Origin of the sequence: Streptomyces sp. NPDC057694 (assembly GCF_042799415.1) — a bacterium.
GTDB lineage: Bacteria > Actinomycetota > Actinomycetes > Streptomycetales > Streptomycetaceae > Streptomyces.
This window is the reverse complement of the sequence record NZ_JBHVIX010000003.1, coordinates 413,470-430,808: the sequence shown is the minus strand read 5'-3', so window position 1 is coordinate 430,808 and position 17,339 is coordinate 413,470. Positions and strand designations below refer to the sequence as shown.

18 protein-coding genes are annotated in these 17,339 nt (G+C 71.1%); 11 read left to right on the top strand and 7 right to left on the bottom strand.

Annotation, left to right across the window (positions count from 1 at the left end):
* Window positions 1–39: 39 nt before the first annotated feature.
* Window positions 40–642: a TetR/AcrR family transcriptional regulator gene (locus ACFVDP_RS11835; protein ID WP_383487100.1), complete on the bottom strand. Its 603-nt coding sequence runs from the start codon at window positions 640–642 to the stop codon at window positions 40–42.
* 48 nt (window positions 643–690) lie between these two features.
* Here ACFVDP_RS11835 and ACFVDP_RS11830 point away from each other — a divergent pair, with 48 nt between their 5' ends.
* On the top strand, window positions 691–2,250 hold the full coding sequence (locus ACFVDP_RS11830; RefSeq protein WP_383487097.1) for an FAD-dependent oxidoreductase: 1,560 nt from the start codon (window positions 691–693) through the stop codon (window positions 2,248–2,250).
* Between the two features lie 141 nt (window positions 2,251–2,391).
* Here ACFVDP_RS11830 and ACFVDP_RS11825 read toward each other — a convergent pair whose 3' ends face one another.
* From ACFVDP_RS11825 to ACFVDP_RS11815, 3 genes are all read right to left on the bottom strand, one after another.
* On the bottom strand, window positions 2,392–2,973 hold the full coding sequence (locus ACFVDP_RS11825; RefSeq protein ID WP_383487095.1) for a hypothetical protein: 582 nt from the start codon (window positions 2,971–2,973) through the stop codon (window positions 2,392–2,394).
* Window positions 2,974–3,053: 80 nt separating this feature from the next.
* Window positions 3,054–3,572 (bottom strand): hypothetical protein, encoded by a 519-nt coding sequence (locus ACFVDP_RS11820; RefSeq protein ID WP_383487092.1) that lies wholly within the window; start codon window positions 3,570–3,572, stop codon window positions 3,054–3,056.
* 143 nt (window positions 3,573–3,715) lie between these two features.
* A complete protein-coding gene (locus tag ACFVDP_RS11815) occupies window positions 3,716–5,308 on the bottom strand; it encodes a glycoside hydrolase family 20 protein (RefSeq protein WP_383487089.1) in 1,593 nt (530 codons plus the stop codon).
* 332 nt (window positions 5,309–5,640) lie between these two features.
* Between ACFVDP_RS11815 and ACFVDP_RS11810 the strand changes: the two genes are divergently transcribed.
* The 5 genes from ACFVDP_RS11810 (at window position 5,641) to ACFVDP_RS11790 (ending at window position 9,793) form a co-directional block, all read left to right on the top strand.
* Complete coding sequence (locus tag ACFVDP_RS11810) at window positions 5,641–6,240, top strand: 2-oxo-4-hydroxy-4-carboxy-5-ureidoimidazoline decarboxylase (RefSeq protein ID WP_383487086.1); 600 nt, start codon at window positions 5,641–5,643, stop codon at window positions 6,238–6,240.
* A 150-nt stretch (window positions 6,241–6,390) separates the two neighbouring features.
* Window positions 6,391–6,771 (top strand): succinate dehydrogenase, cytochrome b556 subunit, encoded by a 381-nt coding sequence (sdhC, locus tag ACFVDP_RS11805; RefSeq protein WP_383487083.1) that lies wholly within the window; start codon window positions 6,391–6,393, stop codon window positions 6,769–6,771.
* Window positions 6,772–6,779: 8 nt separating this feature from the next.
* Complete coding sequence (locus tag ACFVDP_RS11800; RefSeq protein ID WP_351448935.1) at window positions 6,780–7,256, top strand: succinate dehydrogenase hydrophobic membrane anchor subunit; 477 nt, start codon at window positions 6,780–6,782, stop codon at window positions 7,254–7,256.
* Between the two features lie 18 nt (window positions 7,257–7,274).
* Window positions 7,275–9,029: a succinate dehydrogenase flavoprotein subunit gene (sdhA, locus tag ACFVDP_RS11795; protein WP_383487079.1), complete on the top strand. Its 1,755-nt coding sequence runs from the start codon at window positions 7,275–7,277 to the stop codon at window positions 9,027–9,029.
* A complete protein-coding gene (locus ACFVDP_RS11790) occupies window positions 9,029–9,793 on the top strand; it encodes a succinate dehydrogenase iron-sulfur subunit (protein ID WP_383487076.1) in 765 nt (254 codons plus the stop codon). The genes sdhA and ACFVDP_RS11790 overlap by 1 nt, the downstream gene beginning before the upstream one ends.
* Before the next feature lie 65 nt (window positions 9,794–9,858).
* On the opposite strand, the gene ACFVDP_RS11785 is transcribed toward ACFVDP_RS11790, so the two are convergent.
* Window positions 9,859–12,333, bottom strand: coding sequence for a DUF4132 domain-containing protein (locus ACFVDP_RS11785; RefSeq protein WP_383487359.1), 2,475 nt, complete (start codon window positions 12,331–12,333; stop codon window positions 9,859–9,861).
* An 8-nt stretch (window positions 12,334–12,341) separates the two neighbouring features.
* Window positions 12,342–12,737 (bottom strand): hypothetical protein, encoded by a 396-nt coding sequence (locus ACFVDP_RS11780; RefSeq protein ID WP_383487073.1) that lies wholly within the window; start codon window positions 12,735–12,737, stop codon window positions 12,342–12,344.
* 84 nt (window positions 12,738–12,821) lie between these two features.
* Between ACFVDP_RS11780 and ACFVDP_RS11775 the strand changes: the two genes are divergently transcribed.
* From ACFVDP_RS11775 to ACFVDP_RS11755, 5 genes are all read left to right on the top strand, one after another.
* The gene (locus ACFVDP_RS11775; RefSeq protein WP_383487070.1) at window positions 12,822–13,229 is read left to right on the top strand and encodes a VOC family protein; all 408 of its coding nucleotides are present in this window, start codon (window positions 12,822–12,824) and stop codon (window positions 13,227–13,229) included.
* A 121-nt stretch (window positions 13,230–13,350) separates the two neighbouring features.
* A complete protein-coding gene (locus ACFVDP_RS11770) occupies window positions 13,351–13,758 on the top strand; it encodes a hypothetical protein (RefSeq protein WP_383487067.1) in 408 nt (135 codons plus the stop codon).
* Between the two features lie 5 nt (window positions 13,759–13,763).
* The gene (locus ACFVDP_RS11765; protein WP_383487357.1) at window positions 13,764–14,312 is read left to right on the top strand and encodes a thiol-disulfide oxidoreductase DCC family protein; all 549 of its coding nucleotides are present in this window, start codon (window positions 13,764–13,766) and stop codon (window positions 14,310–14,312) included.
* Window positions 14,313–14,382: 70 nt separating this feature from the next.
* Entirely contained in the window at window positions 14,383–15,015 is a 633-nt protein-coding gene (locus ACFVDP_RS11760) for a TetR/AcrR family transcriptional regulator (protein WP_383487354.1), read from the top strand.
* Window positions 15,016–15,081: 66 nt separating this feature from the next.
* Window positions 15,082–16,248 (top strand): D-alanyl-D-alanine carboxypeptidase family protein, encoded by a 1,167-nt coding sequence (locus tag ACFVDP_RS11755; RefSeq protein WP_383487064.1) that lies wholly within the window; start codon window positions 15,082–15,084, stop codon window positions 16,246–16,248.
* A gap of 540 nt (window positions 16,249–16,788) precedes the next feature.
* Here the strand turns inward: ACFVDP_RS11755 and ACFVDP_RS11750 are convergent.
* Complete coding sequence (locus tag ACFVDP_RS11750) at window positions 16,789–17,187, bottom strand: ATP-binding protein (RefSeq protein WP_383487061.1); 399 nt, start codon at window positions 17,185–17,187, stop codon at window positions 16,789–16,791.
* Window positions 17,188–17,339 lie beyond the last annotated feature (152 nt).

The following is a 17,339-nucleotide window of genomic DNA, read 5'->3' as shown; positions in this document are numbered from 1 at the left end:
GCTCCCCGGACCCCGGGGAGCGGCACGGCGCGAGCCGTTTCAGCCGCCCACCGCCCGCTCCACCGCGTCGAACACCTCCGCCACCCGCGCCCGGTGCTCCCCCGCCACATCCGCGGCCCGCTCTCCCGCCAACTGCCGCCCCGCGGCGCCCATATAGGCCACCCGGCACCCGGCCACCACGAACGCCGCCGCCAGCCGCGGCTCCGGCTCCCCGGCCTCCGCGAGCAGCCCCGCGAGCACGTCCTCGACCTCCTCCACCGCCTCCCGCGCCCGGGCCCGCAACGACGCCGAGTCGAGCACGATCCGCCACAGCCAGACGAAGGTGTCGCCGATGGCGCCCAACGGATGCCGCTGGTCGACGAGTTCGAGCATCAGGCGGCGCAGCGCGGCGACCGGCGTCTCGCCCTCGGCCCGCCCTTCCACTGCCTGTGTCACCAGCCGTACCGCCTCCGGAATGCGGTCGAGCAGCAGCTCCTCCTTGCGCGGGAAGTGGTTGAAGACCGTCATCGTCGACACCCCGGCCTCCCGGGCGACGTCGGCGACGGTCACCGCGTCGAAGCCGCGCTCCTTGAACATCAGCGTCGCCGTGTCGGCGATGTGCTGCCGGGTCTGGTTCTTCTTCCGCTCACGCAAGCTCGCCATGAAAACCACTATAGCCACTACAAAGTTTTAGTGACTATAGTGAACTTCATGGACGCGAAGCGAGAGCACGTGGACGTAGTGGTGTGCGGCGGCGGGCCCGTAGGGCTGCTGCTCGCCTGCGAGTTGAAGCTCGGCGGGGCCTCGGTCGCCGTACTGGAGCGGCTCACCGAGATCGACACCACCATCAAGGCGGGGGCCATCAACTCCCCCAGCGCCGAGGCGCTCTACCGACGTGGATTCCTGACCGCGATCAGCGAGCTGCAACAGCAGGCCCTGGAACGGCTCAAGGCGTTCCAGGGCGCCGCGGCGAAGTCACCGGTGAAGATCCCGCCCAAGTTCGCCGGGCACTTCGCCGGGATCCCGCTCGACGCCGACCTGCTCGACGCGGACGACCCGGACTTCGCCGGCAAGGGGCCGGCCGACGGACTCGGGCTGATCGGACAGGCGCAGCTGGAGGAGCTTCTCGCCGCACGCGCCGCCGAGCTGGGCGTCATCATCCACAGGGGAACGGAGTTGACGGGTCATCAGCAGGACGCGGACGGCGTGACCGTCCACACCTCCGGCGGGTCCGCGCTGCGCGCCTCCTGGCTCGTGGGCTGCGACGGCGGCCGCAGCCTGGTGCGCAAGCTCGCCGGGTTCGAGTTCCCGGGCACAGAGCCGGAGATCACCGGGCACCAGGCGCTCGCCGAGATGACCGGCACCGAGGACCTCGAACCGGGCTGGCACAGCACCGACACCGGGGTGTACGCGTTCGGACCGATGCCGGGACGCATCCTCACCGTGGAGTTCGACGGCCCGCCGGACGACCGCCGATCCCCGGTGACGGAAGCGGAGTTGACGGCGAGCATCCGGCGTGTCACCGGGGCCGACGTCACCGTGACCGCCCTCCGCACCGCCACCCGCTTCACCGACAACGCCCGCCAGGCCACCACCTACCGCAAGGGCCGCGTCCTGCTCGCGGGGGACGCGGCGCACGTCCACTCCCCCTTCGGCGGCCAGGGCCTCAACCTCGGCATCGGCGACGCCATGAACCTGGGCTGGAAGCTGGCGGCGACGATCCGCGGCACGGCCCCCGCGGGCCTGCTCGACACCTACACCACCGAGCGGCACCCCATCGGAGCCTGGGTGCTCGACTGGACGCGCGCCCAGATCGCCGTCATGCGCCCCGAGCCGCAGGCCCGCGCGCTGCGCGCCGTCGTCACCGATCTGATCGGCACCGTCACCGGCACCACGCACTTCGTCAAGAAGATCTCCGGCGTCCAGCAGCGCCTCGCCCTGCCGGACGCGTCCGGTCACCCGCTCGTCGGCCGCAGCGCCCCCGACCTCCAACTCGCCGACGGCACCCGCCTCGCCGACCATCTGCACACGGGCAGGGCTCTCCTGCTCGACCTGGCGGACTCGGCCGACCTGCGGAAGTGCGCCGCCGGACACGACACCGACCGCCTCACCGTCCGTACGACGCCCAGGGCCTGTCTCCCAGATACCTCCTGCCCCGAACTGGCGGCCCTGTTCGTGCGGCCCGACGGATGCGTGGCATGGGCGGCGGACACGGACGCGACCGACGGACTCCTGGAGGCGCTGACCCGCTGGCTCGGCAGCCCCGCCTGACTCCTCGCACGGCCGGGTCCGTACCGGCGCCCGAAATGCGCCCCTGCTTGCGCCGCGCCCCGCGGATGGGTTACTCACTACCTCCCACGGGCACGGCCCCGGCCGCAGGAGGGGGCGGCCGGGTCCGGGCCGCGTGTCGGGTCAGTTCTGGGACCTGGCGCGGCGGGCCACGACGGCGCGCAGCACCTTGCGTCCCTCCACGGACACGTCGAGCGCCTGGCGCAGACCGCCCGCGCCGCTCGTCGTCAGCAGCTCCAGGACCGTTGTCTGGCGCCGGAGTTCGGCCGCGACCAGCGGGGACATGCCCTCCGTGCGGCCCTCGCGGCGCGCCGCGACCCCGGCCTCCGCGTCCTGGACCGTGTCGAGCAGCCGGTGCACCTGGAGCGCGGCCACGGAGCAGGCGTCGGCCCAGCCCCGCAGCCCGTCCGCCGCACTGTCCCCGGGCGCCGCGTCCAGCATCCGCCGCACCAGCGCCGCCGCCCCGGACCCGTCGGAGCCGCCGGAGCCGCCGGAGCCGCCGTACGGTGCCGTACCGAGCGCCCCGCGGGCCTTCGCGAGATGCTCACCCCAGCCCGCCCCGTCGTCGGCGAGGCTCGTCCACAGCGGGCGCAGCACGTCCTCGTCCGGGCCGCCGAGCAACGGCACACAGCGGTCGAGACAGCCGAGGCCGCTCGCGGCGAGTCCGCGAGCGTCGGCCCGCGCGATCAGTTCCACCAGACTCACGGACGTACGCCTCCCAGACCTGAACCCGGAAATCCCCTTCGGCGCTTACGGGATGTACTGCGTCACGGCCGGCAGGAACGTCACATCGCGACGACGCCGAGCCGGTCGAGGAACCGGAAGAACAGTTCCTCCGCCGACGGCTCGGCCTGGGCGCGCAGCACGTCGAGGAGCGGCCCGCCCTCGACGGTCCGCCCGCCCTCGGCGGCCCAGGCGACGGCGCGCTCGGCGGCGTCGTCGGGCGGCAGGAAGTAGTCCTCCAGGGCGAGTTCGTCGCCGCCGATGTAGCGCGCCATCGCGGTCCGCCCCAGACAGGTCGTCCAGGCCCCGCTCCGCGGCCCCGCGGCCTCCACGACGGCGCACCTGCTGTCCATGACGTAGGCGAACAGCGCGGGCGCGCCCGTCTCGGCCGCGAGGGTGTTCATGCTGCCCGGGTCGGGCGCCTGCTCCCCGTCGGCACCGCCGCCGGGGCACTCCCAGACCTGCCAGCCCCCGGCCCGCTCCTCAAGGAGCGTCAGCGCGTCGCGCACACCGCCCAGGGCGTCGAGTTCCTTGAGCGGCCGTTCGCTTCTGGCCACCACGTAATAACCCCAGTAGCCCATCCCGTGCCCCCGTCCCGATGTTCTTCTGTGCTGCTGTTCTTCTGTGCTGCTGTGCTTCTGCACTTCACTTCGCGGCTCTGGGCGAATAGACCACAGCCGTAAGGGACTTCGCCACCCGAAACGCAAACTGGGACAGCTCGTACTCAGCCGTCCAGCCGGTCGGCCAGTTCCTTGAACTGTGTCCAGGTCAGCTCGGGCCGCTCCGGGTCCCACAGCTTCTGCACCGTCGCCCGCAGCGGCAGCCGGATCCCCCGCGCGACCTGCTCCTGCGTCTGGGACCCGGCGAGGTCGCACCACACGGCGAAGGAGCCGCCGAGGATCTGGTCGTCGTACTTCTCGGGGACCGGGCGCGTGCCGCGCACCACCAGCGGGGTCCAGCTCTCGTAGATGCGCTCGCCGGTCGGGTAGACGAAGGTGTTGGGCTGGCCGAGGACGTAGTAGAGGTACTCGTCGTTGTAGTTGGTCATCTTCCGTCCGGCGCTCAGATAGGAGACGGGGTCGCGCGCCCCGATCTCCTTGCCGGTCCAGTACGCGACCTCAAGGTTCCGGTCGGCCTCGACGACCCCGCCGGTGAAGAACCCGTCGTTCCACGCCTTGAGGCTGCGGTCGAAGGGCTTCATCGTCGCGGCGCGGTCGTTCAGCCAGCCCTGGGCGAGGTCCTGCACGCGCGCGTTCGCCCCGTACTTCTCGCGGGCGGCGCGCGCCAGCTGCGGGAAGGACGCCTCCGGGCTGGTCCGGGTCAGCGCCTGGTACTCGTCGCCGCCCAGGTGCCAGTAGGCGCCCTTGAACAGGCCCGCGTACTCCTTCAGCAGGTCGTCGACGATGTCCGCCGCGGCCGGCTTGGAGATGTCGATCGCGCCCCGCGTGGCCACGCCGCCCACGTCGCGCAGCTGGAGGTCTGGGTGGGCCCTGATGACGGCGCCCAGGTGTCCCGGCGAGTCGATCTCCGGCACGACGGTGACGTGCCGCTCGTCGGCGAGCGCCAGGATCTTGCGCACCTGCGCCTTGGTCAGGTGCTCGGAGGAGACGATCTCGGGGTGCGAGTCGGACTCGATGCTGAAGGACTGGTCGTCCGAGAAGTGCAGCCCGAGCTGGTTGAACTTCAGGTCGCCGAGCTCCCGGATCCGGTCCTCGATCCAGCCGGCCGTGAAGTGCTTGCGCGCGATGTCGAGGCTGAACCCGCGCTGCGGTTTGGCCGGTTCGTCCGCGACGACGCCCTCGGGCGCGGTGCCCCCGTCGTGCACCTCCTGCTTGAGGGTGCGCGTGCCGTAGAACACCCCGGCGTCCCGCGGCCCGACGATCCGCACCCGCCCGTCCGCGACCGTCATCCGGTACGACTCCGCGCCCGCGCCGGACGCCCCGCCGAGCGCCAGCTCCACATCGCCCGGGCCCGCCTTCTTCCCCTCACCCGCGTAGCTCAGGTCCAGCTCCCGCGCGATCAGCCGCCCCTCGTCGGCCAGCGCGGCGTCCGCCACGACGACCCGCCCGCCGTCCGGCTTCCACCCCGGCCCGTGCGCCGGGGTGAAGTCCCGTACCGCGGGGATCGTGCGCGGGGGCGTGGACAGCGGATAGGACCGGCTGGGCGACGGGGACGACGAGGACGCGGAGGACTCCCGCGCCGCGACGCCGCCGTCACCGTCGCCGCCGCCGTCGGGCCACACCACCGCGGTGACGGCCACGGCCCCGGCGGCGACCACCACGGCCCCCGCCAGCAGGACCTTCCGCTCCTTCTCCATACGTTCCGGCTCCGTTCTGCGCCCCGAAGGGGGCGCGGGGCTGCATGTACCAGCGGCTCCGCCGCGGGGCGCGACCGGCCGCACTCGGCCCGCGGTCGCAGACTCATCGTGGGCGCCACGGCGCCCGGGCGCAGACCCATGGGGACCCCGCCCGTCCACTTCAGGACATCAAACTCCCCGTCCGGGTGAAATTCGCGCAAGCGTCGGACACCCGCAATCAGCCATCGATACCGTTGCGCCACAAACAAACCCCGCACCCGCACCCGCACCACCGATCCAGCCGCCGGAGGCACCCGCTGTCCGCGCACCGCCCCCCTCACGCTTCCGACCGCTTGCCCATACCGGCTCAGGTCACACCGCACGAGGGACTCACCCGGCTCAACGCACTGCCGCGGCAGGCCGCCGAGCAGGCGCTGCGCACCTGCTGCGCCAGTCACGCCTGGGCGCGCCGGCTCGCCGCCCACCGGCCGTACCCGGACCTCGACGCGCTGCTCGCGGCGGCCGACGAGGCGTCGTACGACCTGGCGCCGGCCGACATCACCGAGGCCCTGGCCCGCGAGAGCCTGCCGCTGCCGCCCGTCGCCGCCGTCTACTCGGCCGCGCACACCGCGCTCGGCGCGGCGCACGCCGCCTACCAGGACCGCTTCGGGCACACGTTCGTCGTCTGCCTGGACGAGACCGCGCCCGACGAGGCCCTCGACCACCTGCTGAGCGCCCTGCGCGACCGTCTGGGCAACGACCGGGAGGAGGAGCGTGTCGTCGCCGCCGACGAACTGCGGCGACTCGCCCGGGGACGCATCGTCCGCCTGGTCCGGAACTTCCCGAACCTCCTGGACCTTCCGGAACGCCCGAATATCCCGGCCGCCCTGCGCACGGGCCCGGGCACGGCACACCGGGAAAGCGTCGGCAATAGCCCGTACGTGCCTGTTTGATTGCCTGTTTGATCACACCGAAGGCCCCCGGGCGAGCGAGCCGACAACTCGTCGATACGATGACGAGCGGCCGGTGGACCGTACCCGGCCGGGCCCGACCGACACCGAAGCCGGCGCGGCCCTCAGTCCCCGCTCCCGGAGGGTTCTTCCGTGCCGGCTGGAACGCTGTACCGCGGCCGGGAAGGCATGTGGTCGTGGGTGGCTCATCGAGTCACCGGTGTCCTCATTTTCTTCTTCCTGTTCGTACACGTCCTGGACACCGCTCTCGTCCGCGTCTCCCCCGAGTCGTACGACGATGTTGTCTCCACCTACAAGACGCCGATCGTCGCTCTCCTCGAGTACGGCCTCGTCGCCGCCATCCTCTTCCACGCGCTCAACGGCCTGCGTGTCATCGCCGTCGACTTCTGGTCGAAGGGCCCGCGCTACCAGAAGCAGATGCTCTGGACCGTCGTGGGCATCTGGCTCGTTCTGATGGTCGGGGCCCTGTACCCCGTCCTCGGCCACGCCGTCCGTGAACTCTTCGGGAGCTGAGGCCAGACATGTCCACTGACACCACCTCCGGCGTCGGCCCTGTCGAGGGCGTCTCGCTCTACGACGTCGACAACCCCGCGCCGTTCATCGAGGCCCCGCGCAAGCGCACCTCGAAGACCCCGCGCTCCACGCGCGGCAACTTCGAGATGGCCGCCTGGCTGTTCATGCGCCTTTCGGGTGTCGTCCTGGTCGTGCTGGTCCTCGGCCACCTGCTGATCCAGCTGGTGCTCGACGGCGGCGTCTCCAAGATCGGTTTCGCCTTCGTGGCGGGCCGCTGGGCGTCCCCGTTCTGGCAGGGCTGGGACCTGCTGATGCTGTGGCTCGCGATGCTGCACGGCGCCAACGGCCTGCGTACCGTCATCAACGACTACGCCGAGCGCCCCACCACCCGTATGTGGCTGAAGGGCCTGCTGTACGCCGCGACGGTCTTCACCGTCCTGCTGGGCACGCTGGTGATCTTCACCTTCGACCCCAACATCCGTTAAGCCGAGGCGAGCGAAATCGTGAAGATTCACAAGTACGACACCGTCATCGTCGGCGCCGGCGGCGCGGGCATGCGCGCGGCCATCGAGTCGACGAAGCGCAGCCGCACCGCCGTGCTGACCAAGCTCTACCCCACCCGCTCCCACACGGGCGCCGCGCAGGGCGGCATGGCCGCCGCGCTCGCCAACGTGGAAGAGGACAACTGGGAGTGGCACACCTTCGACACGATCAAGGGCGGCGACTACCTGGTCGACCAGGACGCCGCCGAGATCCTGGCGAAGGAGGCCATCGACTCGGTCCTCGACCTGGAGAAGATGGGCCTGCCGTTCAACCGCACGCCGGACGGCACGATCGACCAGCGCCGCTTCGGCGGTCACTCCCGTAACCACGGTGAGGCGCCGGTGCGCCGGTCCTGCTACGCCGCGGACCGCACGGGCCACATGATCCTTCAGACGCTGTACCAGAACTGCGTGAAGGAGGGCGTGGAGTTCTTCAACGAGTTCTACGTCCTGGACCAGCTGATCGTCGAGGTCGACGGGGTCAAGAAGTCCGCCGGTGTGGTCGCCTACGAGCTGGCCACCGGCGAGATCCACATCTTCCAGGCGAAGGCGGTCATCTACGCCTCCGGCGGCACCGGCAAGTTCTTCAAGGTGACGTCGAACGCGCACACGCTGACCGGCGACGGCCAGGCCGCCTGCTACCGGCGCGGGATCCCGCTGGAGGACATGGAGTTCTTCCAGTTCCACCCGACCGGCATCTGGCGCATGGGCATCCTGCTGACGGAGGGCGCCCGCGGTGAGGGCGGCATCCTCCGCAACAAGGACGGCGAGCGCTTCATGGAGAAGTACGCGCCGGTCATGAAGGACCTCGCGTCCCGTGACGTCGTCTCGCGCTCCATCTACACGGAGATCCGTGAGGGCCGCGGCTGCGGTCCCGAGGGCGACCACGTCTACCTCGACCTCACGCACCTCCCGCCGGAGCAGCTCGACGCCAAGCTCCCGGACATCACGGAGTTCGCGCGCACGTACCTCGGCATCGAGCCCTACACGGACCCGATCCCGATCCAGCCGACCGCGCACTACGCCATGGGCGGCATCCCGACGAACGTCGAGGGTGAGGTCCTCGCGGACAACACCACCGTCGTTCCCGGTCTGTACGCCGCCGGTGAGGTCGCCTGCGTCTCGGTGCACGGCGCCAACCGCCTGGGCACCAACTCGCTGCTGGACATCAACGTGTTCGGCAAGCGCGCGGGCATCGCCGCCGCCGAGTACTCCCACACGGCCGACTTCGTCGAGCTGCCGGAGAACCCGGCGTCCCTGGTGGAGGAGCTGGTCGAGCACCTGCGCGACTCCACGGGCACCGAGCGCGTCGCGGTCCTGCGCAACGAGCTGCAGGAGTGCATGGACGCCAACGTGATGGTGTTCCGCACCGAGCAGACGATCAAGACGGCCGTCGAGAAGATCGCCGAGCTGCGCGAGCGCTACCGCAACGTGTCGATCCAGGACAAGGGCCGCCGCTTCAACACCGACCTCCTGGAGGCCATCGAGCTGGGCAACCTGCTCGACCTGGCCGAGGTCATGGCGACCAGCGCGCTCGCCCGCAAGGAGTCCCGCGGCGGTCACTACCGCGAGGACTTCCCGAATCGCGACGACGTCAACTTCATGCGCCACACCATGGCGTACCGCGAGGTCGGCGACGACGGCACGGAGACGATCCGTCTCGACTACAAGCCGGTCGTCCAGACCCGCTACCAGCCGATGGAGCGTAAGTACTGATGGCTACTCCGACCATGGACAAGCTCGAGGCGCTCGAGGCGGACAACGGCTCGCACCTCATCACGGTCACCTTCCGGGTCCGCCGGTTCAACCCGGAGGTCTCGGCCGAGTCGACCTGGGAAGACTTCCAGCTCGACATCGACCCGAAGGAGCGCGTCCTCGACGCCCTCCACAAGATCAAGTGGGACCTGGACGGGTCGCTGACCTTCCGCCGGTCCTGCGCGCACGGCATCTGCGGGTCCGACGCGATGCGCATCAACGGCAAGAACCGCCTTGCCTGCAAGACGCTCATCAAGGACATCAACCCCGAGAAGCCGATCACGGTCGAGGCCATCAAGGGCCTCACCGTGCTGAAGGACCTCGTGGTCGACATGGACCCGTTCTTCCAGGCGTACCGCGACGTCATGCCGTTCCTGGTCACCAAGGGGAACGAGCCGACGCGTGAGCGTCTGCAGTCCGCCGAGGACCGCGAGCGGTTCGACGACACCACCAAGTGCATCCTGTGCGCCGCGTGCACGTCGTCCTGCCCGGTGTTCTGGAACGACGGCCAGTACTTCGGTCCGGCCGCCATCGTGAACGCCCACCGCTTCATCTTCGACTCGCGCGACGAGGCCGGGGAGCAGCGCCTGGAGATCCTCAACGACCGTGACGGTGTGTGGCGCTGCCGCACGACCTTCAACTGCACGGACGCCTGCCCGCGTGGCATCGAGGTCACCAAGGCGATCCAGGAAGTGAAGCGCGCGCTGATCACGCGCCGCTACTGACCTTCCGGTCGTACCTGCGAGGCCGTGGGCCCCGCTCCCCCCGTGGGAGCGGGGCCCACGCCTTTTCACCGCCGGGTCGCGCCGCCTATCTGGCTCACGATCGTCGGATCGGTGATCTTCGTGTCCTCAGCGAGCAGCAGCGCCTTGCTGAGGACGACGGCCAGCACCCGGTCGCCCTCGAAGGGCATGTAGCCGGGGTCGGCGCCCGCGCCGCCGGACTTCGGCACGATGCACAGGTACTGGTCGTTGGGCGTCATCAGGATGTTGCCCGAGCCCAGATGGATCTTGTACGTGTGCAGCTCGCCCTTGACGTGCAGGAAGCGCCCTTCGAGGTGGCAGCGGTCGGCGATCGCCAGGCGCGGCACGAGCCGCTCCAGGAGGGCGCGGCGGGTCTCGGCGCTCTGGTTCAGCTCACCGAAGCCGTACGAGGCCCAGTACTCCCGGAACCGGCCGCCGGGGCCGCCGTCCTGCCACGTCGGGTCGTTGCCGACGCTCGCCACGCCGACGAACAGGTCGACGTCGCGCAGCACTTCGGAGAGCGCCAGCGGCGGTATCCCGCTCAGCGGCAGCGGCTCGACGGGGTCCTGGCCGCCGCGCAGCCACATCCGGTACTCGCCGCCGCAGCAGTGCGCCGAGTTCTCCGGGGCGTCGATCGGGTAGAAGCGGACCTGGTCGGTGCGCAGTCGCAGATAGCTGCCCGACTCGGTGGTGTCGACGCCGTACTCCTCCCCCTCGCCCTCGATCCAGTACTCGGCGCGCAGGCCCCACTGCGGCAGTTCGCGGGTCGCGGGCGGTGCTTCGTCGTCCACGCTCAGCCGCAGCTTGTTGCGCCAGCCGCGGACCGCGGCGAGGGAGTGGAACTGGTGCTGGCGGACGATGTGCGCCGCGAACCGGTTCGAGTACGTGCCCGTGGCCCGCTCGGCGTCGGTCAGCAGGTACACCTCGCGGTGGGCCTGCTTGAACGGCTGGGTGACGGTGTGCCGCTCCAGCCAGTCCCGCCAGGCGACGACCTCGGCGGGGTCGCGGCCGACGGGGTGCCAGAGGGTGATCTCGGCGCCGGTGGTGACCGGGGCGTCGGTGAGGGTGCGCAGCTCCCCGTCGGCGAAGCCGACCGTGGTGCCGTCCACGGTCCACAGCAGGCGGCGGGCGAGGGTGCCGACCAGCGGGTGGTCGATGTAGCGCTCGCGCCAGGCGGCGTAGGACCAGGTGCGGCGGGCGAGGAACTGCCGGTCGAGGCGCTCCACCTGGGCGCTGAGCATCTTGTCGATGTCCTTGACGGCCGCCTTCAGCTCCTTCAGCTCGTCCGCGTGGTCGCGGCGGACGGCGGCGGGCACGGACTTCACCGTCTTGCCGGTGGCGCTCACCCAGCCGAGGACGGCCCTGGTGCCGCGCACCTCCAGCCGGGCCGTGACATCGCCCAGTCGAAGCTCGGTGCGGCCGACCTCGGTGAGCCCGTAGGCCGGGACGGCCAGCTCCTCGATCTCCTCGCGGCTCAGGCCCAGCGCGCTCGCGCGGGCGTCGAGGGCGGCCTCCAGGAGCTTGACGGTGGCCTTGTAGGTGAGGCGGGTGGCCAGCCGGGCCAGCTCGGCGAGGGCGGCCTCGCCGTCGATCCGTCCCAGCGCGTTGACCCCCGCGTTCGCCACCTTCGGGTTGACCGGGCCGAGTCCCGGGACCTTCTTGAGCGCGGTCTCGACGAGTGCGCCGAGCGCGCGGGCGGTGTCCGGGTGGGCGGGGAGCAGGGCGAGGATCCAGGTGAGCCCGCGCAGCGCGTTGGCGTTGTACGGGTCGAACATGAGGTTCGCGTCCGGCCCGTACCGGAAGGTGGCGAGCTGGAACGTGCGGGGCCGGCCGACGAGCGGCAGCCAGTCGAGCACCGCCGTCCGCACGGCGTCGGGGCCCAGCGGCTCGATGGCGGCGAGCGCGGCCTTGTCCCACTTGGCGGTGGGCTTGGCCGAGGTCGCGGTCGCGGCGTGGGCGAGCAGCGCCCGCCAGGCGTCGTCGTCGCCGGCGTGGGCCAGGGCGCGCTCGGCCCACTGCTCCCCCACGCTCAGCACCGGGTCCGTCAGTTTTCTGGCCAAGGCTGTCATCTCCCGGTCTCCGTAGGCCTCCAGGGCGCATCGGCGTACGTACGCCACGACGGGCGGGGACAGGGTGCGCCCCGCGGCGAGCTCGGCCTCGGCGACCGCCGCCACACCGTTCCCGTACGACACCGCGGTCTCCAGGCCGAAGCGCTCCAGCTCGGCCCTCCGCTCGGCCGCGAGCGGGTCACCGTCCAGGTCCGCGCCCACGGTGGTCACCAGCCGCAGTGTCTGCGGGCTGGCGTGCTCGTCGGCGCGGTGCTCCGGGAGCAGCGGGGCCAGTTCGCGGGCGACGCGGGTCCGCAGTGCGGTGTCGAGCGTCTCCACGAACGCGACGATCCGGTTCCACACGTCCGCGCTGTGCCCCTCTCTGGTCGTCGCCGCGTCCAGCGTCTCGCGGGCGAGCGCGGCGGCGTCCCCCGCGGCCGCGTGGTCCCGCACCCTGCCCAGGCGGATCGGCATCTGCACGGTCAGCCACCCACCAGCGCGACGAGCTTCAGGAACGTGACCTCGGTGCCGAGCGCGAGGTCGATCTCCTCGTCCGGGTCCGTGAACTGGCGATCGCCGACCAGCACCAGGAAGCCGTTCCCCCCGAAGGCCTTGAGGGCTCGGGCGGCCTGGATCTCGGGGTCGATGCGGCGGGGGGTGCGCAGCGCGTACCCGTTCAGCACCCGCTCCGTGTTCTCCGGCTGGACCAGGCCCTGGAAGACCTGGGCCTGCGATCGCGCGTTGAACTCCGCGACCTCCTGGAAGACCCGCCGCCGGATCAGCTCCCCCACGGTGAGCCGCTCCTCGGTTATCTCCAGGCCGAAGGCCGTGTCCCTGTCCCCTGCTGTCGTCTCGTCGACGAACGTCACTGTCCCCATGTCCAGGACCGTACGGGCCGCCACTGACAATCACCCGGTCCGCACTGCACGGCTTTTGCCCGACTCGACGGTTAATCTGACGGAATGTCACATGACAATCGACTGGACGTCCTCGGCTTCGACAACGCCCTGCTCCCCGTCGGCGACCTGCCCGAGGCCGTCGCCTTCTACGAGCGCGCCGGATTCCCCGTGAAGGTGCGGTTCGACGAGGCGGGCATCGCCCTGCTCGGCGTCGGCAAGGAGACCCCGGGGCTGCTGCTGCGCGCCGAGGAGGAGTTCGGGCGGCGCTCCCCCGCGTGGCCCGCGGCGCGGCTGTGGCTGGAGGTGGGCGACGCGCGGGCCGCGGGCGAGCGGCTGACCGCGGCCGGGATCGAGCTCCTCGACGCGCCCTTCTCCACCTCCACCGGATACGTCGTCGAGTTCGCCGACCCGTGGGGCAACGTCATCGGGTTCACCGACTACCTCAAGCGCCCTGAGCTGGCCCGCAGTTGAGGCGCGCGTGAGACTCCCGTCACGTCCGGTCCCGTAGGACGACTCCCGCTTGAACGTGTTCAAAAACAGGGCTACATTCATCCCTGTCAGCGTTTTTGAACGCGTTCAAGGAGGGTGGGGCATGGACCTCACAGTCGTCGCGTACGTCGTCTACCTCGTCGTCAGCATCGGGCTGACCGTCTGGGTGGCGCGCACCCTGAGCCGTAACGGCCGGGTCTTTCTCTCGGACGTCCTGCACGGCAACGAGAAGCTGGCCGACGCCGTCAACCATCTGCTGGTGGTCGGCTTCTATCTGGTGAACCTCGGCTTCGTGGCCCTGTATCTGAGCGGCGACGACACGATCGCCAGCACCCGCGAGGTCTTCGAGGCCCTCTCGACCAAGCTCGGCGTCGTGCTGCTCGTGCTCGGCGTGATGCACCTGGGGAACGTCTACGTCCTCAACAAGATCCGGCGGCGCGGTCTCATGGAGCGTGAGCAGCTGCCGCCGGTCCCGCCGCAGGGGTGGGCCGCTCCGGCGGCCGGGCTGTGAGTGCGGTGGGAGTCGCGGGGGAATCGGGGAAGGCGGACCGGGGCGCCCGGGGGGACGTCCCGGTCCGCCGGCTCACGGTGCTGTACGACGCCGAGTGCCGCCTGTGCACCTTCGTAAGGAACTGGCTGCTGAAGCAGCGTCAGCTGGTGCCGCTCGATCTGGTCCCGGCCGGACACTCCCGGGCCCGGGCGCTCTTCCCGGACCTCGATCACGCGGCCACGCTCAGCGACATCACCGTGATCGCCGACGGCGGGCAGATCTACCGGGGTCCGGCCGCCTGGATCGTGTGCATGTGGGCGCTGCGCGAGTACCGGCCCACCGCCCACCGGATGGCGACGCCCGCGGGGATGAAGGTCGCCAAGCAGGTGGTGCTCGGGGCCGCCAGGTACCGGGAGGCCCAGTGGGGTCCGCAGGCCGGGGGCGGGGCGTACCGGCGGTCGGACGGCTGGCGGTACGACCCGAAGGACGGCTGGTTCCACGAGGCCCACGGGTACGGGGAGGAGCCGGCGGCACCGGCGGCGGGCTGCGACAGCGGCTGCCGTACGGCCGATTAGGCTCGACGGCGTGGCAGCAGAGAAGACCGTGAAGAGCGAGCAGACGCGGGCGCTGATCCTGGAGACCGCGATGCGGCTGTTCCGGGAGCGGGGCTACGACAAGACCACGATGCGGGCGATCGCCCAGGAGGCCGGGGTCTCGGTCGGCAACGCGTACTACTACTTCGCGGGCAAGGAACACCTCATCCAGGGGTTCTACGACCGGATCGCCGCCGAGCACCAGGCGGCGGTCCGGTCCGTGCTCGACACGGAGACCGATCTGGAGAAGCGGCTCGCGGGGGTGCTCGGCGTCTGGCTGGAGATCGCGGAGCCGTACCACGAGTTCGCGGCGCAGTTCTTCAAGAACGCGGCCGATCCGGAGTCGCCGCTCAGCCCGTTCTCGCCCGAGTCGGAGCACGCGCGGCAGGCGGCGATCTCCGTGCACCGGGAGGTGCTCGCCGGTTCGAAGTCGAAGGTGCCGGCCGAACTCGCGGAGATCCTCCCGGAGTTGATGTGGCTGTCGCAGATGGGGCTCGTCCTGTACTGGGTCTTCGACTCCTCGGAGGGGCGGGAGCGCAGCCGGCGCCTCGCCGGCCGGGGCGCGCGGCTGACGACCCGGGGCGTGGCGCTCGCCCGGTTCCGGGTGCTGCGGCCGCTCGTCCTCGAGGTGCACGAGCTGTTCACCGACTTCCTGCCGGGGATGACCCGGCCGAAGGCGCCGTGATCCCCGTACACCCCGTAGACCGACCCCTCTTACCTTTACCTCAGCTTTGAGCTGTACCTTCGCGGGATGCCCGGCACAGCCATGTCCTCGCAAGCCTCGCCGTCCTCCCCGTTCAGCCGTCGCGCCGCGCTCGGCCTCGGCATCGGAGCGGCCGCCGCTCTCACCCTGCCCGCGCAGCGCGCGTCGGCCGCCGCGGTCGTGGGGGGTGCGCGGCTCGGGGCGTCCGGGGTGCAGGTGCGGCGCGGTGCCGGTGCCGCGAAGCCGCCGGGCCTCAAGGCCCGCGCGTGGCTCGTCGCCGACAACGACAGCGGCGAGGTGCTGGCCTCCTACAACGCGCACAAGGCGCTGGCTCCCGCCTCCACCCTGAAGATGCTCTTCGCGGACACCGTCCTGCCGAAGTTCGACAGCACCGACAAGCACAAGGTGACCGCCGAGGACCTGGCCGGAATCCCGTACGGGTCCAGCCTCGTCGGCATCCAGGCCGGCACCACGTACACCGTCCACCAGCTGTGGCAGGGCGTGTTCCTGCGCTCCGGCAACGACGCCGTGCACGTCCTCGCCCACATGAACGGCGGCGTCGAGCAGACCGTCGCGCAGATGCAGGCCCGCGCCGAGGACCTCCAGGCGAACGACACCCATGTCGTCAGCCCCGACGGCTTCGACCACAAGGGGCAGCTCTCGTCCGCGTACGACCTCACGCTCTTCGCGCGCGCGGGCCTGAAGAACGACGACTTCCGCGGCTACTGCGGTACGCGCGTCGCCGATTTCCCCGCGGGCGGCTCCAAGACCTTCCAGATCCAGAACACCGACCGTCTGCTGACCGGGCAGGGGGTCGCCCCGTACGAGGGTCTGATCGGCGTCAAGAACGGCTACACCACGAACGCGGGCAACACCTTCACCGGCGCCGCCACCCGCGACGGGCGCACGCTCCTCGTCACCGTCATGCATCCCGGGTCCGGGGCCGAGGTCTACGAGGAGACGGCGTCGCTGCTCGACTGGGGGTTCAGGGCCGGGGACAAGGTGAGCGCGGTCGGGGAACTGGTCGTGCCGCTGAGCGAGCAGCCGCGACAGTCGGCGTCGCCCGTCGCGGGGGCGCCTGCGGCGGGCGGTGGGTCCGTCGAGCACCGGGAGGGGTGGGCGCTCGGGGGATCCGCCGCGGTGGCTGCGCTGGCGGGTGGGGGGTTGATGGCGCTGCGTCGGCGGCGGGGGCCCGGCGGGCGGCGGCGCGCGTAGGGGCGGTGCCGGTGCGTCGCCGAGTGCGGGTCCGTCGTGGCTGATCGCGCAGTTCCCCGCGCCCCTTTTCGGGTCGTCGTTCGGGTGCGGGCCGGTGGCCGCTTCTCGCGCAGTTCCCCGCGCCCCTGGGAACGTCGTCGACTGACGGCCGGTGGCCTCTTCTCGCGCAGTTCCCCGCGCCCCTGAGGCATGCGCTGCGCGCAGCCTCCCCCTGAGGCAGCGCTTCGCGCGCCTCTCCTGAAGGGACGGTGGCGCTTCTCTCCTGAGGGATGGGGCGCGCCTCACCTGAAGGGTGGGCGGCGCGGCTCTCCTGAAGGACGGGGTGCGCCTCATCTGAAGGGTGGGTGGCGTGGCTCTGATGAGATGGCGCACGAAGTGCGCATCTCAGGGGCGCGGGGAACTGCGCGAGAAGCGGCCACCGGGCCGCAGATGAAGAACTGCCCAGGGGCGCGGGGAACTGCGCGAACAGCCCCCACCGGGCCGCAGGCGGGAGGAAGCGGGAGAGGGCAGGGGCCAGGCCCCGCTCCATTGGGGGGCCGGTCAGGAACGGACCAGGGCCCAGACCGTCTTGCCGTAGCGGCCGCGATGCCACACACCCCAGGCCTCGGCAAGCGCATCGACCAGATGAAGCCCCCGACCGTTCTCGTCGTCGGCCGTACGCGGAGGCCTCACCTCGGGGTCGACCGACGACGCGTCGGACACCTCGATGAAGCACGAGCCGTCCGCGAGCACCGTCACCGCGACCTCGAACTCACGCTCCAGCACGGGACCGTGCCGCACGGCGTTCGTCGCCAGTTCGGACACGAGCAGAATCGCGGTGTCCAGCGCCTCAGCCGGTCCCGTGTGCCCCCAGACCGCGAGGTGATCGCGCACCCGTAGCCGCGCGAGACCCACCGAGGCAGGGTGCCGGGGCAGACTGAACGCACTGCGCCGCAACACACGTAGCCACCTCACTTCTCAGTTGTCGCCGGAACTACTTTCTCTGTTCACCCACATCGTGAACACAGTTGCGACACAAGATGCTGCGGCATGAACACGCTGAGTGTCACTACCGTCACCGACAGCGCGTCGGTATTCGGTCAGGCGGCCCG